Origin of the sequence: Bacillus sp. FSL R5-0439 (assembly GCF_038008805.1) — a bacterium.
Taxonomy (GTDB): domain Bacteria; phylum Bacillota; class Bacilli; order Bacillales; family Bacillaceae; genus Bacillus; species Bacillus safensis.
On the sequence record NZ_JBBOZW010000001.1, the window covers coordinates 399,047 to 422,661 of the forward strand.

Sequence of the window (23,615 nt, forward strand, 5' to 3'; positions counted from 1 at the left end):
CGATGTTAGTGAGTAGACGAAAAGGACATGCAGCAAATCATATCGTCAGAATCAACGGAAAACGGATGGATCTCAAAGCATTAGAGCAAGTCATGATGCTTCATTTTCCGCTTAAGGAATGTGCCATCATTCCGAAGAAAAATCAAGAAGGCAGTCTATCGCTTGTGCTATTTGCACAGGCGAAGGACCCTTCGCTGACAAGGGAGGACCTGATGAAAGGTCCACTTCACCCTCATGAAGTGCCAGCTGCTCTTGTCTTATTACCTTCTTTGCCAAAGACAGAAAGTGGAGCAGTCGACACAGAGGCACTGCTTTCAATTGAAATCATAGATCAAGAGGAATTAAGAAAGATAGAAGAGCGCACCAAAGCTATAGATGGAGTAGAGGAAGCGGCCGCTTTCATTGAAAGTCAGTCAGAAAAACAAACGCCCTATCACTTAGATGACCTGTTTCCTAATCGACAGCATACTCAAGGGAACGGATCGCTTTCGAAGAAGGAAGCGAGCGAGACAAAGCAATCATCTGTACATGAGAAGCCGCCTGCACTTGTGTATGGCGGAGATGTGATCAAAAAGCCAGGCACACCTGTCACACTGACAGAGGTGCTGATTCGAGCAGCTTTTATGTCACCAGACCGCGGGGTGACTTATTTGAAAGAAGACGGGCATACGTTGACCCAAACCTATCCTGAATTACTAACAAGCGCTGAACGGGTTCTGTCCGGTTTAAGGGCAGCAGGACTGACAAACGGTGATCAAGTGTTACTTCAATTGAAAGATCATCAAGATTTTATCACGGTGTTCTGGGGCTGTATTCTCGGAGGAATCATTCCGACCCCGGTCTCCGTGCCGCCTGTTTATGATGAAATGAATCAAGGTGTAAATAAGCTGAAGGGCGTGTTTCAGCTGCAAAACGAACCTTTCATTATTACGAATGAAGCAAATGCTGAGGACATTGCTGGTCTGCGTGAGACATTTGAAGCAAAGACCATGCCTATCTTAACAATTGAAGCATTGCTGACGTATGAACCAGATGAACAGCATTATGAGCCGGAGCCGGATGAGCCTGTGCTGCAGCTGCTGTCTTCAGGAAGTACGGGTGTACCAAAGTGTATCCGTCATCATCATCAAAGCATTCTATCTAGAATTATTGCTTTTGAGCAGGTAAACGGCTTTACACATGAGGATGTGTCGCTTAACTGGATGCCGCTTGATCATGTTGGTGGAATTGTCATGTTTCATGTACATGACGTCTACCTTGGCTGCCAGCAGATTAGTCCATCCATCGATCAATTTATCGAGCGGCCGATGGTGTGGCTCGATTGGGTAGAAATATACGGTGTGACAAGAACATGGGCGCCAAACTTTGCTTTTGCCATGATGAATGAATATGAGGAGGACATTCGTAAAGGGAGCTGGGACCTGTCTACTCTGACTTATATCATGAATGCAGCGGAAGCAGTTGTCCCGAAAGTCACACAGCGCTTCATGCACATCATGGGTCAGCACAGATTAAGCCGTCATGCGATGGTACCTGCTTACGGCATGTCAGAAACATCCTCAGCCATTGTTCAGTCAAAGAAATTTATGCGGAACGGTGAACAGGATGGCCAGCTGACGATTGATCAAAATTCATTAACAAGTGAGATCGAATATGTGACGCACGATCACCCGAACAAGATGACGTTTACAGAAGTCGGCACACCGATTCCGTCTGTATGGATTCGAATTGTAGATGAGCATCACGAGGTGCTGCCAGAAGATCAGGTTGGGCGCTTGCAGGTGAAGAGTCCAACAATTATGATGGGCTACTATCAAAATGAGGAAGCCAATCAAGAAGTATTTGCGGAAAACGGCTGGTTTCACACGGGGGATTTAGGCTTTATTCACGAAGGGCGTCTCGTTCTGACAGGTCGAGAAAAAGACATCATTGTTATCAACGGCGCTAACTATTTAAATTACGAAATTGAAGCGGTTGTAGAAGAGGTGGACGGGGTTGAAGTCACCTTTGCCGCTGCGTACGGCATTTATAATCCCGAATCAAGCAACGACACGCTTGCTGTCTTTTTTGTCTCACAAAGGGATTCAATAGAGGAACAAATCACAATGATTCAACAGATTAGAGAGGCCATCATTCGAAAAATCGGCATAGAGCCTGATCACATCATTCCGGTGAAAAAAGATCAATTTCCGAAAACGGAGAGTGGGAAAATCCAGCGTGCTCAGTTAGGCGCAGCACTAAAAGATGGAGCCTTCCGTGACATTGAACAGGCACTGGATCTTGCTTCTGAAAATGAACAAACACTCCCAGATTGGTTTTTTAAACGCATTTGGGCTAAGGAGAATATCGGTCCAACTCAGCCTTTTGCTGAACATGTCCTCGTTTTCGAAGATGAAAAAGGACTTTATCAATCGCTTTACGCCCAATTTGAGCAAAAGAATCAGCCATATATTTCTGTGAGAAAAGGGCATGAATTTTTGCGTCTGTCTAAAGGGATGTATCAGATAAACCCGAGAATCAAGGGGGATTACGTCAGGCTCATTGCAGCACTTGAAGCAGATGAACTAAAGACCGGGCGTATGCTCCATCTGTGGAATGTGTCAGACAAAGAAGACATCGTTGATCCTGCGCATTTCAAAGAGCTGCATGCCAGCACCAATCAATCCATTTTGTACTTGTATCAAGCATTGAGACAAGCAAATAAAGAGCCCAGCCGTTTTGTCGTTGTGACAAAAGGTGGACAATTTGTGCAGCCTGAAGACGATCTTCATGTGGAGAAAACGCCGCTTGTAGGTCTATTAAAAACCATTCCGCAAGAATGGGAAGGAGCAGAGGTGTCTCATCTTGAAATTGAAGCGGAGAATGTAGAACAGGATGCCAAGCATATTGCGGATGAATTGTCTGCTATCCATATAAAAGCAGAAGTGTCTTACCGAAATGGGGACAGGTTCGTACCAAAGCTGGAAAAAGTCAATATGATGGAAGCACCTCAAACAGAAGGGTTTTTAGAATATGAAGGTCTTTATTTATTGACTGGAGGACTTGGCGGGATTGGGTTTGAGCTGTCTAAGCAGATGCTCCAATTTGGCTTAAAGCTCGTCTTGATTGGACGGACATCTCTGGAAGGCAGCTTGGAAAAGAAAGAAGCCTTCTCACAGTTAAAAGGTTTTGGTGACGTCATTTATGTCCAAGCGGATGTGACCAACTTATGTGACGTCGAACAGGCGATTTATGAAGCAGAAAAGCATTTTGGACAATCGATCCGAGGTGTGCTGCATTTGGCCGGTGCTGGCAATGTGTCTGAGCATTTTCAGCAGGCGGACAAGTATACACTGGCTCATACGTCAGAAGAGGATTTCACAAAAGAAATGTCAGGGAAAGCAGACGGGGCATGGGTGCTGCAGGAAGCCTTTAAGTATGATCCGACAATACCGCTTGTCTTTTTTGGATCGGTCAATGGCTTTTTTGGCGGCACGACATTTGGTGCATACTCTGCGGCCAACAGCTTTTTAGATGGACTCGCCCACGCTCTCACCTTTCAACAAGGAAGACGAGCGATCTCATTGAACTTCAGTATGTGGGATAATCTCGGTTTGTCTAAGGGGCATACCGGAGCAGCTCTCACCGTTCGCAAGGGATTTCAATTGATTGGAAAGAAGCAAGGTCTCCATTCATTATGTCTAGGTGTTCGGCTGAATGAAGCGCATCTATTTATCGGATTGGATGGAGCAAACCCAGACATCGCCGGATATCTTCAGCCAGCTCCAATACCGGTCTTTGAGAAAAAGCTTTTTTACACTGTTCAGCCTGGCAAAGAAGTGCATGTTGAAGAGATCAAGAGCATCGCAGAAGGTAAATGGGACATTCAGCAAGTACAGGAAATACCGAAAAAGCAAGATGGATCTATTGATCATGAAGCTCTCAAATTGAATCATGACAAAAATGCACAAAGCCTTGAAAAACAATTGCCAGAAACGAAGACAGAGCAGCGTCTTGCCGTCATATGGGAGGACATTTTAGATGTGGATCGCGTGTACAAAGAGGATCAATTCTTCGACCTTGGCGGACATTCACTAAAGGCGACTCAAACCATTTCTCGGATCAATCATGAATTTTCAATGAAGGCGCCTTTAAAAATATTATTTGAAAGCAAACATCTGGCACATCTGGCGCAAATGATTGATGACATCAAAGGGGCGCCAGCCGTTCAGGAAGCCAAAATTCCAAAGCTTGAAAAGAAAACAAGCTATGAGCTGTCACATGCCCAGAAGCGCATTTGGTTCTTATCCACATTAGAAAAGAGTCATCATTACAATATATTAGGTGCTTGGAAGCTGACAGGACCATTACACATTCAAGCATTAACAAAAGCGATTGGCCTTTTAACAAAGCGGCATGAAGCACTTCGGGCAACATTCGAATCACTTGGCGGCAAGCCGGTCCAACTCATTCGAGAAGACCTTCCGCCATCTGTGACTGTGGCAAATTTCTCGTTATTTAATGAAAAAACAAGAGCGAGAAGACTGAAGCAGCTCATTCAGCAAGAGGCAGAACGCGTCTATGATTTAGAAAGAGGACCTCTTGCGCAGTGGACGATAGTAGATATGGGGAAGGAGGAGTATTATCTCCTTTGCGCGCAGCACCATATCATTTCAGATGCATGGTCACTCAGCCTGCTCATTCAGGAATTAGAAGTGGCATATGACGCGCTGCTTGCAGATGAAACGCCGCAACTCCCAGCCTTAGAAATCGAATGGACAGATTATGTACATTGGGAAAATGAACAATTAAAGCATCATCAAGCAGACAAAACCTATTGGCTCAATACGTTACAAGGTGAACTTCCAGTGCTGGATCTGCCGTTTGACCGCCCTCGTCCGCCGGTTCAAACATTTAACGGTGCTACAGAGCAAATCGTATTGGATGAACCGCTTATCCGCCGCTTGCAGGCTTTGTCTAAGCAGCAGGGCACGACACTGTTCATGACGATGCTGTCTGCGTACTACGTCCTGCTTCACAAGCTGTCCGGACAGACAGATATCATTGTTGGATCGCCTATTGCAGGCCGGGATGCCAAGCAATCAGAGCAGCTCGTTGGGATGTTTGTGAATACACTTGCGCTGAGACAGGAAGTCTCAACAGCAGAGACGTTCGCCGATCTCTTGGAAAATGTGAAAGAGATGACATTAAAAGCGTTTGAACATCAGCATTATCCATTTGATAAGCTTGTCGATGACCTTTCGTTAGATCGAGATTTAAGCCGGTCACCTATTTTTCAGGCGGCCATGGGGTATGTCACCAATTCGCTTGATGTAAACCTAAAAGGGCTGACAAGTGAACATGTGGTGGTTCATCATACAGTATCTAAATTTGATCTCACCCTGCATGTATTTGAACAGGAAGAGCAGCTGTCGATTCATGTGGAATACAATACGGATTTATTTGATCAAGAGACCATCCATCGTTATATGAACTATTATCTCCATGTGCTAGACGGCATGACGGCTCAGCCTGAGCGTACATTTGCTGATTATTGCTTAATGGACAAAGCGGAACAGGCGGCGATGATTATAGGGAAAAATCAAACGGAAACGCCTTATCCAAAGCGTACGCTTCAAGAATTGTTTGAAGAGCAGGTACAGCGTGATCCGCATCGTATTGCCCTGTCCTATATGGATGAACATATGACGTATGAAGCCTTAGATAAGAAGGCGACAAAGCTTGCTGCTTACTTGCAGTCAAAAGGAATTGGACCAGGCTCCCTCGTCCCGATGCTTTTTGATCGCTCCTTTGACATGATTGTTTCGGTACTAGGAATCATCAAATCTGGTGCTGCATATGTTCCGATGTCACCTGAATATCCTGATGCACGCATCCGTCTCATCGTTCGTGATACGCAAAGCGATGTGATCATCACCCAGTCTCATTTTGCAGACCGTCTAGTAGACTTTACATGTACAAAGATCGTCATGGACAAGCCAATACAAGAAACAAATGCAGTGTATCAAAGAGAATCATCGATCATAGGTGAAGACCAGATAGCCTATGTTAATTACACATCAGGCTCAACAGGTACACCAAAAGGCGTGATGCTTCCTCATGCAGGAGTTGTCCGCTTGGTTAGAGAAACAAATTATATAAAGCTCGGTCCAGATGACAAAATGCTTCAGCTTTCAAACTATGCTTTTGATGCCTTTACATTTGAATTATGGGGAATGCTGCTGAATGGCGGTCAGCTGATTCTGCTCCCAAAATATGCAGCACTGAATATGGACGAATTAACACAGTTCATCAAAACGCATCAAGTAACCGCCAACTGTCTGCCAACCGCTTTATTTAATCGATTGGTGGAGCATGATCCAAAAAGCGTGGCAGGCTACCGCACATTACTCGTTGGCGGGGAAGCCATGTCTAGTGAGCATGCACGAAAGGCACTGCCGCATATGGAAGGTGTGCTCGTCAATGCTTACGGGCCAACAGAAAACACGACCTTAGCCACAACACATCAAGTCACACACGTGCCAGCAGGTGCAAAATCAGTTCCAATTGGTGTGCCGGTGTCGAACTCAACTGTTGTCATACTGGACGATGCGCTCAACCCAGTACCAGCAGGAGTCAAAGGAGAAATTTATATCGGTGGAACTGGCCTTGCTAAAGGCTACCTTCATGATCCAGAGCGGACAAAGGAGCGGTTTATTGACAATCCTTTTCCTGAACTAAAGGGAGACAAGCTGTATCGCTCAGGCGACCTTGGTACATGGCGGTCAGATGGCACCATTGAATACCTCGGGCGAAAAGATCATCTAGTGAAAATTAGAGGCTACCGAATTGAATGCGGAGAAATTGAAACAGCACTGCTCAAGCATCCACAAGTCAAAGAATGTACAGTCATCGCCAAAACGTATGGCAGCTCAAAAAGGCTGGCAGCCTACCTAGTGACAAACGGAGACAATCCTCTTCCGGGCTGGAAAGCCTTTTTGCAGGAAAGCCTGCCAGGTTATATGATTCCAAGTTACTTTGTCGTACTGGATGAAATGCCGGTGACAACGAACGGGAAGGTTGATCAAAAAGCACTGCCAGAGCCAACAGAAACAATCTCCCTTTCCCAAGATGACGACAAACCGGTCACCGAAACGGAGGAGCGGATTGTCGCAGCTTTCAAGGAGGTGCTTGGTGTGAAGCAAGTAGGTATGCATGACTCCTTCTTTGATCTGGGCGGCGATTCCATCATGAGTATTCAGGCTGTCGCCAAATTAAAAGAAAAAGGTGTTCGTGTTGATCCAAAATGGATTTTTATGCACCCTGCACCTGCGCAATTAGCCGCACATTTGGACGCAGTACCAGAAGCCGCTGAGAACGTCGAAAGGTCTCCGAAGGACTATGTGATCGAGTTGAAAAAAGGCGATTCAGCCGAACCAAGAATATTCTTTGCACCGCCTGCTGGTGGAACGGTGATGGGCTATATTGATGTTGCCAAGCTCATGACACATCAAGGTGCTGTGTACGCCTTGCAGTCTCCCGGCTTATATGAGGATGAAGAGCCGCAATTTCTCCATTACACGGAGCTTGTGACCCTTTTTGTTGAAGCTATTGAAACGTTCTACCGTCCGGGCATTGACTATCTCGCAGGGCATTCAATGGGCGGGCACCTTGCCTACGGAATGAATCAGCGGCTCTCTCATGCAGGAAAAGCACCGAAAGGACTCATCATTTTAGATACGGTGCCAGTGCTAAGAGATGAGGCAGATCAGGCACTTCATGCCGATATGAACGAAGAAGAAGTGAAAATGCTCGCACTTGTCCTTGGAATGGGGAATCTGGTCGGCATTCAGCCAGAAGCTTTACAAGGATTGAGCTTCCAAGAAGTGAAGCAGAAAATACTCAAAGAGGCAGAAAAGGATGAAGTTGTTCATCAATTCATGAATGATCAATATTTAGATAAATATTTGCAAATGCAAACGCATAATACGATCATGTCACAAGCCATTGAATTAGAAAAAGAACCATTCCCTGTGCCATTTTATATTGTCCAAAGTAGTGATCATGCAAGCGATTTCCAGAAGAAGTTCGCAGACTGGGAGGCTTATACGAAAGGATCGTGCGTGTATTACCACATCAAAGGCGACCATGTCACCATGATGAAAAGACCGCAGGCAGATGAACTGGCACGGATTCTTCAAACGATTATAAAGGGGTAAAGACGTATGAATCAGTTATTTAAAACCTTTGAAAAAAAATCAGATCTCATTCAGCTTATATGTTTTCCTTTTGCCGGCGGATATTCCGCCTCATACCGTCCACTCTTTGAACAGCTAAAAGACATGGCCGAAGTCACAGCAGCAGAGCCTCCAGGGCACGGCACCAATCTCATGCCGCTTGAATCAAGCATTGACAGGCTGGCAGAGCTGTATAAAGAAGGACTCACGGACAAATTGAACCGTCCATTTATTCTGTTCGGACATTCAATGGGCGGACTTGTGGTTTACAGACTAACCCAGCTGCTAGAAAAAGAAGGGATCTATCCGGCAGCAGCGGTGATCTCAGCCATTCAGCCCCCGCAAACAAAACGACAGATGCTGACGCATTTATCCAATGACGCATTTGTGCAGCATATTGCCGAAATGGGCGGGATTCCAAAGGAATTACTAGAAAACAAACCAATGATGGATTACTTTACACCATCCTTGCGTGCAGACTACAGGGCACTAGAAACCTTTCAGCACACAGATCAATCGATCATCGACACACCTGTTTATTTATTCAATGGAAAACAAGATGAGAAATGCATGCAGGATGCAAGCGGCTGGCTAAAATGGGCAAAAACCATCGAACGCACCGATTTCGATGGAGGCCACATGTACATCAACACACATCCCGAGCCATTTGCAGAGCAGATGAGACATGTGATTGAGCTTGCAGCCAAGCAGCAATTGATCAAGAATTAAGAAAAAACGACCCATCAATAGGGTCGTTTTTTACTGAGGAATAATACTTGAAAACGCTGATATAGCTAATGAAAATAAGAATAATAAAACGAATGGGATGTAAAATTTATAACTTCTATTTTCTTGATCTTTTAAGTGAGAATAGCACCACACACTAAATGCAACTATAACGAAAATGTTGATGTTCCATAAAAATGGAAGTGTAATCGTGCGTTCAGCATTAGATACCTTTAATAGGTATAAAATAATAACAATCAAGTTGCCTAATAAAATGTAATAGTAAGCTAATATCCCTTTTTTAAAAATATTTTTATAGGAATCTTTTATTCCGAAAATAATAAAACTTAAAAAAATGACTAATGAAAAAAATAAAACTTCAATCATTGGCTTGAATATTTCTCCAATCACAGCAAGTGAAATACCTATCCACTTACTAACTTCAATTACATCTTGATTCCCATCAATTTGTAGCTCTAGTAGATTTTTATTTATTTCATCCATTTTTAATATAGAAAGGATGAAAGCTATTATACCAGAAAGCATACATACTAATAAAATGTGTTTTTTCATAATAGCACCCTTTAACAATATCAAATTTTTATAAAATAAAATTCAATCATCGAAGCAATAAATAATAAGAAAACACCGGTTATAAGCTGACTAGCATAGATTTTTCCTTTTGTTTTAAATGAAATTTTGTTTTTAGATATGATATATCCTATAATCTGTCTTGATATATCAAAAGAGACAAAATAAAAAAGAAACAAACCGAAAATTTCAATCGGAGCGTGGAAAATAATATAGTATAATGCTATATCAATTCCATATATATATGTATACGATATAAAAAATGCACCTAAGAAAAAACCATTTAGAAAAATAATAATGCTAGATAACAAACCTAAACTAACAATGCCAGATATTAATATTAGGAGTGACACAAAAAGGTTATTAAAAAAAATTTCTAGATAGCTATGAATCTCAATGTTGTTTTTCAAATCTATACTATCTATAAATGTTGAAGCAAAAATACTTAAACTAAAACCTCCTAAAAATAATATGATAAAAACTGAAAAATTTTTAAGATAATTTTTCAAAAAATTTCTTTTCGAGTTGATCTTCATGAAAAGTCACTCCTGAAGATTTTTTTTCTGAGTGAATGATACTACCATTATCAATAAAAAGGATTTCATCACATAAGTCTGCAGCAAATTGAATGATATGTGTGGAGAGCAAAATGATTTTGTTGGCATCTCTGAAATTTCTTAAATGTTTTTTCATGTCAGCCATGTTTGTAGGATCAAGACCTGTAAATGGCTCATCTAATAAAATAATGTTTGGATGATGTAATATTGTTAAAATAAAAGACATTCTTTGTCTCATACCTCTTGAAAGAGCAGAGGAACGGCGGTGAATTTGTTCTTCTAATCCATATTTGCTCAATAGATCCTTGATTTGATCATTTTCTAAAGGTTGTTCTACAAGCATAGATTGGTATTTTACAAGTTCAAAACAGGTTAAGTTTTCAAATAGAGTTGGATCGTCTTCCATATATCCGACAGAAGAAAAATTTTGCTTACTATGATTTATTAATATTTGACCTTCATCAGGGTTTATCAATCCAGCTACCATTTCTAAAATAGTCGTTTTTCCAGCACCATTTTTACCTAATAGTCCGATAATTCTACCCTCTTGGAAATGCATCTCAGGGATCATAACTTTAAAGTTAGACTCTTTGTACTCTTTTATTAGACCATGAATTGATAACATACAATCCCTCACTCAAATAATGTTTTAAATGATTTGTAATTTTTGTTGATTGTTCTATCCCAAAATTTAATCATTAAAAATAAAATGATGAAAGAACAAGCAGCCATAACAGAATTTGTTAAAATGAAATATACTGTGCTATATGAGGAAATCACTGATAAAGCTAGAATGAAACCATAACAAATATTTAAAGTCAATTTACTAAGAGAACTTGGAACTTGATAAACAAATTCCCAATTAAAATAAGGAAATACAACAGTAGAACCGACAGTACAAATACCGACGAGAATACAAGTGTTTATTAAAGTAATCATCACGTAAAAAGGCTGATCTAGTTTTAATACAAAGCTTGAAAAAATGATATATAAAATACAAAAAAACAAGTGTAATATAATAGATAAAATAATCTTGTTTTTAATTTTATTTTTCACTAAGTTAGGTAAATTCTGTTTTAAAGGAAGAATGGGGCCATCAATATCAAAAGAGACATATGGTTGTATTGCGTTCGATATAATAATCATTGGAAAAATCACACTAAAAATAAATAAAAAATCATTTTCTATATTCAATGTTTCAAGTTGATTTGTATTAACACCATAAAGAATTAGACCAAATAACCCCCCAGATATTGTTAATATAAATAATAATACTGACCATTGTATAGGAGGATTTCTCATGAGAAGTGTAATTTCATAAAATAAAATATGATTAAACTCTCTAGATGTTCTTTTTCGTTTTTCTTTTAATTCTTTTTGGGAATTAAAAATTGGTACATTACGAACATTTTTCTTCCAATTCATCAATAACAATAAGCTAATAAATGTGAAGGTTAAAATAAAATATATTGAATAACTAGATAAAGAATTTGTTAATAAATTGAATCTAAATACAGTGAAAACCCACAGTGCAATGAGGCCAGTAGTTATATAACCAATACTCGATGAAATTGAGAAAAACTTTGGGTTAGAAAGTAGCAACAAGACATGTAATCTAAGTAAGTAACCTATAATAAAAGACGAGGCTGCCAAAGCAGCGATTGTAAAAGATCCCTCATACCCATTTATAATTAAATTTGCTAAGTAAGACCCTAAAATGAAGAATAATACACCCACAATAGTACTGAAAAACTTACTCATATCTTTACTGAAGATATATTGATCTAGATGAACTTTTAAAATAGCCATCTGTTTTTTATCAGTAGAGAAAAGTATTCTCATCAAACTTTTATCAATATTAACTGTAAACATAAATATAAACAGCGATAAATAGATTATTGTTAAATCCTTAACGAAAAAAGGAGTTAATATACCTAGTAATAGCGGTGTTATTATGTATAAGAAAGCAAAAAACACAAAAATGAGAGCATTATTTCGTTGGTGTCTTCTTAGATCATTGATTAACAACATTTTTGTATATGTTAAATATTTATGCATTTACAACACTTCCATTTTAAAGGTGTATAGAGAAGGCTGTTACACCTTCTCTATTAAATCTTTTTTAGAAAGAAATAGCGTATTTCACTCCGTATTTTCTAGCATAACTAATGACCAGAGAAGCAATAGCACCAAGTCCAAAAGTACCTAAGACAGCAGCAACAGCACCCACTGTACCTGCTGCATTTAGAATTGCACTAACAGAAGTTATAGCCCAGCCAGGTATTTGAGGATAGTTTGCTACTAGATTTGCAAAAGGTGTAACTGGTTCAAGAGTCAATAAAATCATAGTTGTTAAAGTTAGAGTGAAAATAAGACTCAAGCCTACAATTGCAAAAAATCTATTTTTTAAACTCAAATCCCTAATTAACACCTCCTCTCTTGCTTATATACCCATATTATACAAAAAAAGGATATTAAATAAATGGGTTTTTGATAAAATGTGAGGAAAGATAATGAATTTACTAGAGAATTATTAGCATATAAATCGTTTTTTTAATTGATAATGACATTTCTTCAGTAACTAGCTATGAAATACAAGGTGAAAACACTAAATATATTTATTGAAATTTAATTCGGACGAAAAAAGAAGCTTTTTAGGATAATACAAGACAAGCAACAATTGATCAGACATTAAAAAAGAAAGCGGCTCTCTTTAAAGAGGCCGCTTTTTCTTATGAATTCGGTTTCTTTACCACATTCCCGCCAATCACCCCGCCAATGACCAGCACCCCTCCGAGGAAATGATACCAATCAATCGTTTCGTGTAAAATGAGAACCCCGGCGGCGACCGTGATAAACGCGGATAAATTGTTAAAGATGCTGACCTTTGCCGCTTCAAGCTGAGAGAGTGCATAGTTTGATAAATAAGCCGTGAGAAGCGATGAAAGAATACCTAAAAAGAGCATCGACCATACAAAGGATGCTTCTGTAAATGGGCTGAAAAACTCCGGCAATGAGCCATTGATCGAATGCCGGATAAGCGCAGCGGCATTGAAAAAGACAAAGCCAAAGAAGGTCATCACAAAGGTGAGTTCGATCACATGGAATCGTTTTGTAATCACTCTAGCAAACACACTATATGCACTGGATGACAAGGCTGAAAGTAAAATCAGCACATAGCCGATGAAGTGAGAATGCTGGACATCAATTCCCTTCATGACAAAGAGAAGCATCACCCCGCACACAGAAAGAAGGGTAAACAGCACTTGTATCCATGTCGCACGTTCCTTTAAAAACCAGGCTGCCAGCAGCATCGTCAAAATGGGAATCGTCGCTTGAATGATGCCAGCCTCTGAAGAAGATGTATACATCAATCCCCACACTTGAAAAGCAAAGAACAAAACAGGATAAAGCAAGGAAAACGGTACGATATAAATGAGATCACGCCATTGAATGGATATGCGATTCTTCTTTCGTAAAAATGGATACAGCAATAGAGCGGCTGCAAAAGAAACAGTAAAGCGGTGTGCCAATAAATCGATTGGGTTTGCTGATTCTAATGCTATTTTGACAAACAAAAAGGAAAAACCAATGATAGAGGCGTATGCGATCGCAGCAGCATACGCTTTTTGTTTTGAAATATTCATAACGTGACTCCTTACATGAGCATGCATGCTTCAAATGAATTGACCGGTTCTGTTCTTCTATCGTAATCGGAACATCTAACGTGTACAATAAGAGAACATAATATCTGTACCGGTACAAGGAGGAAAAGGCGTGAGGAAATATGATCAGCTTGTCTTGAGTTTAAAAGAAAAAATGGATTCAGGGGAGTACAGCGCTGGAATGAAAATTCCCTCCATTCGCCACTTAGCGGCTCAATATGCAGTGAGTAAAAGCACTGTCATCAAAGCGCTAGACACATTGGAGCGTGAACATCTGCTGTATTCTGTAGAAAGAAGCGGCTATTATGTCGTGAAAACGAAGCAATCAGTTGGTAAGCAGGATGGCACATGGATTGATTTTGCTTCCTCTGCACCTGATCCCGTGGTGTTTCCGTATGTCGATTTTCAGCACTGCATCAATCAAGCGATCGATTTGTATCAAAACGATTTATTTATTTACGGCACAGCCAACGGTTTACCATCTCTGCTGCCAGTCATTTCAAAGCGATTAATGGATTATCAAGTGTTTGCTCAACCAGAACAGATCGTCATGACCTCTGGTATTCAGCTCGCGTTATCCATTTTAAGCACCATCCCTTTTCCGAATGGAAAACAAACTATACTTGTAGAACAGCCGGGTTATCACTTATATCTCCAATATTTAGAGAAAAACCAATTGCCTGTGCGCGGAATTCAGCGGACGGAAAAAGGGATCGATCTGATCGAATTAGAGCGTATCTTTCGAGAAGAGGAGATTCGTTTTTTCTATACGATGCCACGATTTCAAAACCCGCTTGGAACGAGTTTATCAAAGCAAGAAAAAAGAGCGATAGCAGCCCTTGCCGAGAAATATGATGTCTACATTGTTGAGGATGATTATTTAGCAGATTTAGAATTTGATACAAAAAGAGACCCTATTTATTCATACGATCAGGCAGGAAAGGTTATTTATTTGAAAAGCTTTTCGAAAATCATTTTTCCAGGGCTTCGAACAGGAGCGGTCGTCTTACCTGAAGAACTGATTACTCCTTTTAGCGAACACAAACGGCTCATTGATATCGATAGCTCCATGTTGTCTCAGGCAGCTTTAGAAATATATTTAAAAAGCGGGATGTTTGAGCGGCATAGAGACAGAATGCGGGCGAGCTATCGAAACCGCTCCAAGCAGCTCGTGGCAAGTCTAAAAAATGATCAAAGCGCTTATCAGCTGGGAGAATGGGAACCAGCTACCCATACACATGTACGTGTCGACCGGTCGATTCCAATGAACCAGCTCATTCAGCAACTGAAAAAGGCATCTGTTTCCATTCAGCCAATTGACCGCCATTACCTGAAGGCCTATCAAAAGGACCCGATTTTTCAGCTCAACATCTGGCAGGTGAAAGAAGAGCAGATCACACGCGGAGTCGATCTATTAAAGACGGTATTTCAGCAAATCACGCGTTATTAAAGGCGGGACAGTACATCACTGCAAGTGAGTCTCTCAACGCTATCAGCCGCAGCAGACTTTCGTGTGCATACCGCCATTTGGTAGGCAGGATCAATTGAATATGTTTGAACAAAGCAAGGCGTTTCATGATCGGGTAATGTCAACGCAGCCTGTCCATTCTCTGAAAGACGGGCTGTAAAGGACGAAAGACCATAGGATAATCCTTTTCCAGTCAGTTTGATAAAAGCCTCCTTCATTGACCATAGATGAAAGAAATAGGCTTCCTGCCGCCCTGCCGGCTGTGAGAGTAAATCCTGATACTCATCCGCTGAAAAAAATCGCTTGGCAATCGCCAGATCAATAGGTTTGATTTCCTCAATATCAATGCCAACAGGTGCATCATCTACTGCGCAAACGACCCAATCGCCAGAATGAGATAGATTAAAATGAAAAGAAGGGAGCTGCCGGACGACAGGCTTGCCATTGCCCTCAGTTTCAAAAAGGATCTGATCCATAGGCAGATCGTACATATCATGAATCGTTTGACGAACCAGCACCTCACCTAACAAGGTTCTTCTGGCATCGATCAAAAAACGAAAGCGATCAGCCGCTGCACGCTTTTCAGATGACACAAAGAGCTTCAAACGTTCTATTTGTTGTTGTGCATTGATTTCATCTAAGTGTTGTAATTGGATAGCAAATATCTTCATAACGAACCTCTAATTTTTTACATTCATTGTACCATTGGAGAGTGACGTGCAAAAGGGTCCATTAATGTAAAAAAGACAGCGAGCCTCGCTGCTTTTATGACTGTTTCATAATGTGTACACCATTCGGATCAATTGTCTCCATTTTATCAATATCCGTCATGACCACGTCAAGCAGGGAAAGGCGTTCTCCTCTTTGCCAGTGAATGAGCTGATTCAAAGGTGATAGCAGCTGATCGACTTTAGGCGTCTGCGACAAATCAGCAGCAGCAATTGTCACAGTATGCAGCGCATCGCTTCCAGTTTCAATGACATCTGTACGCCGCTGTAATTCAAGCCTTAAACGAAGAGGTGTCGAAAGAAACGTTCTCCGTTCCCCTTCTTGGACAGGCCAGTTTAATTCTTTAGCTTGTGCAAGCAGCTGATCATATTCTTCGTTTGAGACAAGAAAGCCGATGTGATCAAACAAGACTTTTTTACTATATCCGAATGTGATATTGATCTGACCTTTTCTCATTTCGATGATTCGAAAAGTCGGCTGCTTATATCTAAAATCATCCCATGTGAGCGGGGGATGAAAGGAACCATCCTTTGTGAAACGTCCTTTTACCTCAAAGCCCAGCGAACGATAAGCTTGTTCTGTCTCTTCAACAAATGGTGTCCAGTAATGATAGTGGAAAAGCTGCATGAGATCTCCAACTCCTATGTGTGAATATTCTGTTTTTTTATTTTAACACAAGAAAAGCCATTCTGATTATAGAATGGCTTGTTCTCATCTAGTAAGGGTTTGAACAGATTTCTCTGCTGTTTTTGTAATGAGCAGCTGCAGGAGTCGTGTCGATTGCGGCAAGGAAAAACGAAGGACAAGACCTGTGAAGATCGCAGTCAAAATCGTTCCAATGCCAATCGGTCCGCCGAGCATCCATGCAAATAAAAGCACTGTTAACTCAATGCCATTTCGAACCCACTGTACGTTCAGTCCCGTTTTCGCTGAGATGAGCAGCATTAATGAATCCCTTGGCCCAGCGCCAAGATTGGCTGAGACATAAATGCCAACACCGTATCCAGAAACTACAACACCCGTAATAAATACATATAAAGCCGGTAAATACCCATGTGGTGCAGGTAATATCGCATTAAAGAAATCAATAAACACACCAATCAGCACCATATTCAGTAAAGCGCCGATCTTTGGAAATGATTTCGTGAAAATAGAAGTCAGTGTCACAATAAGTGCACCAATGATAATGGACCATTGTCCAATTGTGAGTCCAAAATGCTGAAACAGTCCGTAGTGGAAAGCGTCCCAAGGACCAATCCCAAGGATCTTCCCTTTCACTGTCAGCGATAGTCCAAAAGCTAGTACGATCAATCCAACAAAATAAAAAAACCAACGTAAAAGATGTTCCCGCTTCAAAAGCATTCCCTTCTTTCTTAAACACTCGATTTCCATCGTAACATACTCTCACACCCCTTTAAATGGCTTTGCTCAATTGTAATCGCTTTCTCCAAAAAGAATTTTTTTGATTTGTAAAGGTTCAAAACATCAAAACAAACAGCAAGACTTTCGAATTGTTTTTTTTACCAAACCAAGCCATTAATTCCCTCCTTTTAAAAGAAAAAGAAAAAAATTCAATATATTTTGACAAAAAAATAATCTAAACCAATTAAAGAATAATTATCTTTAGATAGAAGAGATTGTATGTAAACTGTGTCATTAGACCTGTTGGAAAATACGGAGGTTTACTATAAAAAAAGATCATTTTATTGGAAAAAACATATGCAAATCAAACGTTGAGAGGCACCTGTTACTAAAGGTCTATTTTTGTCGAAATTAGTCATTTAGTCATGTTGTTACTTTTGAAATGTTACTGATATTCTTTACCAAAGTGTGGGAGGTGAACTGGTACATACCATTACGATATAAAGCAAGAAAAAGGGGAGGTCAAAAAATGAATATATTGAAAAGAACAAGTCAGTTATTTCTTATTTTGGTGCTGATTATTGGAAATTTATTAACGGTCTCACCAGCTGTGACGAAAGCCGCGGGGACGGTTGTTGTGAACAATACGGATTCCTATATGTTTGGGAGTAGACCGCTGGTTCTTCAGCAGCTTGATGGAAATAACCCAACAAACGTAAAAGCTAGTGTACAGGTGAAAGGAATCGATGTAGGTGCAGTGAATGGTGTTGCTGTAAGTGATCGAGAAAATGTTGTATATGCAACTGCAGATAATATCGGTAGCCCTAGTCTATATAAAATAAATGCGACCTCAGGGCAGGCAGAGATCGTAACCAAATTACCTGAAGGTGCTACTAATGCCGTTGTGTATCAAGATAAATATATATATTCTTATGCTTCTAATGGTGAGTATTTCCTTGGAACGTACGATTTAGTTACGGGTAAAAAAACGGCCAAAAAAATCGTAGGCTATGAGATTGGGTCTGGCGTTGGCGGAGACCTTGTCGTTGATAAGGACGGCTATCTTTGGTTCGCATCCAATGGCAGTGGTGCCATTGCACAAATGAACCCTGATACAGCAGAGGTCATTCGTGTCATTCCAATTAAAAATGCGGATGGTAAAACGATTGACGGAGGCGTTCGGGGAATTAGCTTTTTGCCAAATGGACAAATGCTATTACAGTCAGGATTAAATGAATCCATTGGTCATTCCACTCTTTTTACACTTGATGCGAAAACATTAAGTACAACATATATGGGCACTGTAGGTGATACATTATCTTACGACCTAGCTTCACGTGTAAAACCAGAATTTGATCCATATCCGCCAGAGCTTGAATCAGAAAAATCAGTTGTCTTACAGAAAAAAGCAGAGGGCAACACAGATGAGAAGCATCCAGAAGTAGGCGATACCCTTCTTTATACAATTAGAGCCAAAAATACAGTACAATACGGCATTCTTAAAAATCTAATCATTTCAGATCAGCTTCCAAGCAGTTTAAGCTATGTTGCAGGCTCACTTAAGGTAGATGGTGCCAGTGTCACAGATGCAAAAGATCAAGATAAAGGTGATTATACAAACGGCACTGTTGCAGGACAAGTAGGTGACGTGAAAGATACCGATTGGCACACCGTGACATTTGAAGCGACAGTAGGAAAAGGTCAGGCAGGCAAGGATATTAAAAATACTGCCAATGTAAAAGGGGAGAACACACCACCAGGCAATCCAACAACAGATATAGAAATCTATCCTCGAGATCCAAAGCTTGAATCAGAAAAATCGGCGGTCTTGCAGAAAAAAGCAGAGGGCAACACAGATGAGAAGCATCCAGAAGTAGGCGACACATTGCTTTATACCATCCAAGCCCGTAATGCTGTTGAAGATAGCTTCATTGAAGATCTTGTCATTTCTGATAAATTACCTCAAGGGTTATCATATGTACCAAATTCACTTCAGGTAGATGGAAACCCAGTCACGGATACAAAAGATGATGACAACGGAGATATAACAGACGGAACAGTTACTGGAACGTTCGGTGAAGTGAAAGATGCGAAGTGGCATACAGTGACGTTCGAAGTGACGGTTAACAAAGGTCAGGCAGGCAAAGACATTCAAAATACAGCGAGTGTCACAAGCGGTAACACACCACCAGAGACACCGACAACAAAAACAGAAATCTATCCTCGTGACCCGAAGCTAACATCAGAAAAATCAGCTGTCTTACAGAAAAAAGCAGATGGTAACACAGATGAGAAGCATCCAGAGGTTGGTGACACTCTTCTTTATACAATTAAAACAAAGAATACGAAAGAAGACAGTCTCGTTGAAAACTTAGTGATCTCAGATGAACTGCCGGAAGGCTTGGCATATGTACCGAATTCACTACAGGTGGATGGAGATACAGTCACAGACGCAAAGGATGACGATAACGGAGACTTTACAAACGGAGCCATTTCAGGACAATTTGGCGACATTAAGGATACAGATTGGCATACGGTGACGTTTGAAGTGACGGTTGAAAAAGGACAATCAGGCAAAGACATTCAAAATACAGCCAATGTCACAGGGGGCAACACACCACCAGAGAAACCGACAACAAAAACAGAAATCTATCCGCGAGATCCAAAGCTTGAATCAGAAAAATCAGCGGTCTTGCAGAAAAAAGCAGAAGGTAACAAAGATGAGAAACATCCAGAAGTAGGCGATACCCTTCTTTATACGATTAAAACAAAGAATACGATAGAAGACAGTTTGATTAAAGATTTAGTCATTTCAGATCAATTACCAAAAGGACTGAAGTATGTCACTGGATCCCTGCAAGTTGATGGAGAATCCGTCACGGACGTAAAAGACGATGATAGCGGAGACTACACAGATGGAAAGGTTACAGGATCTTTTGGTGATGTGAAGGATACGGACTGGCACAACGTGACGTTTGAAGTAACAGTTGAAAAGGGACAGGCTGGTCAAGACATTCAAAACACAGCTAGCGTCACAGGCGAAAACACACCGCCAGAAGAGCCATCAACAGAAACAAAAATTTACCCTCGTGACCCAAAACTAACATCAGAAAAATCAGCGGGCATTCAGAAAAAGGCAGAGGGCAACACAGATAAAAAGACACCACAGGTAGGCGATACCCTTCTTTATACGATCAAAACAAAGAATCTTGAAGAAGACAGCATCGTCAACAATCTCGTGATTTCCGATGAATTGCCAGAAGGTCTTCAATATGTCGAAGGTTCACTAAAAGTAGATGGACAAGCCGCAACAGATGCAAAAGATGACGATAACGGAGACTATACAAAAGGCACAGTAACCGGTCAATTTGGCGATATCAAAGATACGGACTGGCATACAGTGACCTTTGAAGCGAAAGTCGCAAAAGGCCAATCAGGTAAAAGCATTCAAAACACAGCAAAAGTAACAGGCGAAAACACGCCGCCAGAAGAGCCATCAACCGAAACAAAAATTGATCCAAGAGATCCAAAGCTTGAATCAGAAAAAACATCTGAAATCTCTCAAAAAGCAAAAGGCAATACAGATGAAAAACAAGTACAGGCAGGCGACACGCTCCTTTACACTATCAAAACAAAAAATAGTGTAGAAGACAGTGTCATCAAAGATCTAGTCATCGCAGATAAACTACCAGAAGGTCTTCAATATGTCGAAGGTTCACTAAAAGTGGATGGACAAGCCGCGACAGATGCAAAAGATGACGATAACGGAGACTACACAAAAGGCACAGTAACCGGTCAATTTGGCGATATCAAAGATACGGACTGGCATACAGTGACCTTTGAAGCGAAAGTCGCAAAAGGCCAATCAGGTAAAAGCATTCAAAACACAGCGAAAGTAACAGGCGAAAACACGCCGCCAGAAGAGCCATCAACCGAAACAAAAATTGATCCAAGAGATCCAAAGCTTGAATCAGAAAAAACATCTGAGATCTCTCAAAAAGCAAAAGGCAATACAGATGAAAAACAAGTACAGGCAGGCGACACGCTCCTTTACACCATCAAAACAAAAAATAGTGTAGAAGACAGTGTCATCAAAGATCTAGTCATCGCAGATAAACTGCCAGAAGGTCTTCAATATGTCGAAGGTTCACTAAAAGTGGATGGACAAGCCGCGACAGATGCAAAAGATGATGACAATGGAGACTACACAAAAGGCACAGTAACCGGTCAATTTGGCGATATCAAAGATACGGACTGGCATACAGTCACATTTGAGGCGAAGGTTGCCAAAGGATCTGAAGGGAAAACCATTCAAAATATCGCAGTCGTAAGTGGTGAGAATGTAGACGATCCAGACAACCCTGAAAACTCAACAACTGTAGAACCACCGCATAAGCCAGAGGTGCCAGCAAATCCAGATACGCCTTCTAGTTCAGAAACGGAGACACCTGGTCATCATCTTCCGAATACTGCAACTGCGATGTACAACCTTTTACTAGCAGGTTTTGCACTCGTATTAATAGGTGCAGCTCTTATCGTCTGGAACAGAAGAAAAAGAAACGGATAACCGGTCATGTTTCAAAAATTCATCTCAGCGATATTAATCATAGCAGGGCTGTGTCTTGCGATTGTAGGATATTTGAATATCGTTGATGGACAAAAAGAAGTAGATCATTCATTTCAGTCTGCACAAGCAGCCATTCAGCAAAAGGGGAAAACAGATTCCCCTTTTGCGCCGCAGACTGGTGAAGCGATTGGGCTTTTGCACATCCCAAAGCTAAAAGCTGAGTTACCGATTGTAGAAGGAACAGATGCAGATGATTTAGCAAAAGGCGTTGGTCACTTTCACGAGAGTTATTTTCCAAACGAGCACGGACAAATCGTTCTATCAGGGCACCGTGATACGGTGTTTAGACGAACAGGAGAACTTGTGAAGGGAGATCAACTGATTATTGAGCTTTCATATGGACGTTTTGTCTATGAAATCGAGAAAACAAAGATAGTGAAGAAAGATGATCAAACAATTATTACGTTACAACAGGAAAAGGAAGAACTTATCCTCACCACATGTTACCCTTTTTCCTATATTGGTCCTGCACCAAACAGATATATCATATATGGGAAGCGTATTTAGTCACTGGAACAGCCTGCAGATTAACCGATTTGATCGCTTAATCCCTTCATATAGAGGGAATTGTCTATATCATATCTAGTGATGCAGGAGGGGGCAATTTGTTAAATAACGATTATGTTAAATATATAGATAAATTTGGGAGAATTGTTCTTCCGACAGAGATGAGAAAACGGTTGAACATTCATTCGCAAGATTTTATGGAGATTTACAGAGAAGAAGATCAAATTGTGATGAAACCGTATTGGCAGGACAAACCTTGTATCGTAACAGGGCAAGTGACGTGTTCCAATAAGGTGCTATCTGGTGGTGTGGTCATCAGTCCAGAGGGAGCAAGGCTGCTCCTGCAAGATTTACTGGCGCTTCGCCTGCAAAAAGAGATATAAAAAAAGGCTGTCCTCACCACGTGAGAACAGCCTTTTTTCATCATACTGGATTCAAAATCCGGTTTAAGAATTGTTTTGTTCGTTCTTCCTTTGGTCGTTTGAAGATTTCTTCCGGAGGACCTTGTTCGACAATGACGCCGCCATCAATAAAAATCACTTCGTCTGCTACTTCTTGGGCAAACTTGATTTCATGTGTGACAACCGCCATGGTCCAGCCTTCCTTCGCTAGATCCTTCATGACCTTTAAAACTTCCCCGACAAGCTCAGGGTCAAGCGCAGAGGTTGGTTCATCAAAAAGCATAAGCTCTGGCTGAATGGCAAGTGCACGGGCAATCCCGACACGCTGCTTTTGACCGCCTGAGAGCTGAAATGGATACAGGTCTTTTTTATCCTCAAGACCGACCTTTTGCAAGAGCTGAATGGCTTCTTTTCGAACCATTTCCTTTGGACGGCGCTGCACCTGGACAGGACCTTCCATGACATTTTCAAGCACTGTACGGTGAGGAAACAGGTGATAATCCTGAAATACCATTCCTGATTTACGGCGTAGCTTTAGCAGATCAGCTGATTTATTTTTTTTCGAAAAATCAATCGAGAAATCATCGAAGGTAAAGGAGCCGCCATTTGGTATTTCAAGTGCATTTAAACAGCGAAGCATCGTTGTTTTCCCAGATCCAGATGGACCAAGAATGGCCACAACCTGCCCTTTGTTGATCGAAAAATCAATCGACTTTAAAATCTCATTTTCACCAAAGGATTTCTTGAGACCTTTGACTGTTAGCAT

General features: G+C 40.9%; 16 protein-coding genes. 6 read left to right on the forward strand and 10 right to left on the reverse strand.

The window, feature by feature from the left end; genetic code table 11:
* The first annotated feature begins 2 nt into the window (after positions 1-2).
* Positions 3-8,198 (forward strand): non-ribosomal peptide synthetase, encoded by an 8,196-nt coding sequence (locus tag NST59_RS01965; RefSeq protein WP_144490715.1) that lies wholly within the window; start codon positions 3-5, stop codon positions 8,196-8,198.
* Positions 8,199-8,204: 6 nt separating this feature from the next.
* Positions 8,205-8,945, forward strand: a complete 741-nt coding sequence (locus NST59_RS01970; protein WP_144490716.1) for a thioesterase II family protein — start codon at positions 8,205-8,207, stop codon at positions 8,943-8,945.
* Positions 8,946-8,975: 30 nt separating this feature from the next.
* Here the strand turns inward: NST59_RS01970 and NST59_RS01975 are convergent, their stop codons facing one another.
* The 6 genes from NST59_RS01975 to NST59_RS02000 form a co-directional block, all read right to left on the reverse strand.
* Positions 8,976-9,515 carry a hypothetical protein gene (locus NST59_RS01975; protein WP_075610865.1) on the reverse strand — a complete coding sequence of 180 codons (540 nt, stop codon included), beginning with the start codon at positions 9,513-9,515 and terminating at the stop codon, positions 8,976-8,978.
* Between the two features lie 20 nt (positions 9,516-9,535).
* Entirely contained in the window at positions 9,536-10,069 is a 534-nt protein-coding gene (locus NST59_RS01980) for a stage II sporulation protein M (RefSeq protein ID WP_073979274.1), read from the reverse strand.
* Positions 10,026-10,715 (reverse strand): ABC transporter ATP-binding protein, encoded by a 690-nt coding sequence (locus NST59_RS01985; RefSeq protein WP_126682190.1) that lies wholly within the window; start codon positions 10,713-10,715, stop codon positions 10,026-10,028. Before NST59_RS01985 ends, NST59_RS01980 begins: the two co-directional genes overlap by 44 nt.
* Before the next feature lie 8 nt (positions 10,716-10,723).
* Positions 10,724-12,148, reverse strand: coding sequence for a hypothetical protein (locus NST59_RS01990; RefSeq protein WP_144490717.1), 1,425 nt, complete (start codon positions 12,146-12,148; stop codon positions 10,724-10,726).
* 64 nt (positions 12,149-12,212) lie between these two features.
* Entirely contained in the window at positions 12,213-12,506 is a 294-nt protein-coding gene (locus NST59_RS01995) for a hypothetical protein (RefSeq protein ID WP_144490718.1), read from the reverse strand.
* Between the two features lie 316 nt (positions 12,507-12,822).
* Positions 12,823-13,737, reverse strand: coding sequence for a DMT family transporter (locus NST59_RS02000; protein ID WP_064498656.1), 915 nt, complete (start codon positions 13,735-13,737; stop codon positions 12,823-12,825).
* Positions 13,738-13,867: 130 nt separating this feature from the next.
* Here NST59_RS02000 and NST59_RS02005 point away from each other — a divergent pair, with 130 nt between their 5' ends.
* Entirely contained in the window at positions 13,868-15,205 is a 1,338-nt protein-coding gene (locus NST59_RS02005; RefSeq protein WP_144490719.1) for an aminotransferase-like domain-containing protein, read from the forward strand.
* Here NST59_RS02005 and NST59_RS02010 read toward each other — a convergent pair.
* The 3 genes from NST59_RS02010 to NST59_RS02020 form a co-directional block, all read right to left on the reverse strand.
* The gene (locus tag NST59_RS02010; RefSeq protein ID WP_144490720.1) at positions 15,202-15,894 is read right to left on the reverse strand and encodes a 4'-phosphopantetheinyl transferase family protein; all 693 of its coding nucleotides are present in this window, start codon (positions 15,892-15,894) and stop codon (positions 15,202-15,204) included. The genes NST59_RS02005 and NST59_RS02010 overlap by 4 nt on opposite strands.
* Positions 15,895-15,988: 94 nt before the next feature.
* Positions 15,989-16,579: a hypothetical protein gene (locus NST59_RS02015; RefSeq protein WP_126682196.1), complete on the reverse strand. Its 591-nt coding sequence runs from the start codon at positions 16,577-16,579 to the stop codon at positions 15,989-15,991.
* Between the two features lie 84 nt (positions 16,580-16,663).
* Positions 16,664-17,308 carry a YczE/YyaS/YitT family protein gene (locus NST59_RS02020; protein ID WP_144490721.1) on the reverse strand — a complete coding sequence of 215 codons (645 nt, stop codon included), beginning with the start codon at positions 17,306-17,308 and terminating at the stop codon, positions 16,664-16,666.
* 535 nt (positions 17,309-17,843) lie between these two features.
* On the opposite strand from NST59_RS02020, the gene NST59_RS02025 reads away from it, so the two are divergent.
* From NST59_RS02025 to NST59_RS02035, 3 genes are all read left to right on the forward strand, one after another.
* Positions 17,844-21,881 carry an isopeptide-forming domain-containing fimbrial protein gene (locus tag NST59_RS02025; RefSeq protein ID WP_144490722.1) on the forward strand — a complete coding sequence of 1,346 codons (4,038 nt, stop codon included), beginning with the start codon at positions 17,844-17,846 and terminating at the stop codon, positions 21,879-21,881.
* 6 nt (positions 21,882-21,887) lie between these two features.
* Positions 21,888-22,448, forward strand: coding sequence for a class D sortase (locus NST59_RS02030; protein WP_144490723.1), 561 nt, complete (start codon positions 21,888-21,890; stop codon positions 22,446-22,448).
* A 98-nt stretch (positions 22,449-22,546) separates the two neighbouring features.
* Positions 22,547-22,831, forward strand: a complete 285-nt coding sequence (locus NST59_RS02035; protein ID WP_064498665.1) for an AbrB/MazE/SpoVT family DNA-binding domain-containing protein — start codon at positions 22,547-22,549, stop codon at positions 22,829-22,831.
* A gap of 40 nt (positions 22,832-22,871) precedes the next feature.
* Here NST59_RS02035 and NST59_RS02040 read toward each other — a convergent pair whose 3' ends face one another.
* Positions 22,872-23,615, reverse strand: a complete 744-nt coding sequence (locus NST59_RS02040) for an amino acid ABC transporter ATP-binding protein (RefSeq protein ID WP_041089051.1) — start codon at positions 23,613-23,615, stop codon at positions 22,872-22,874.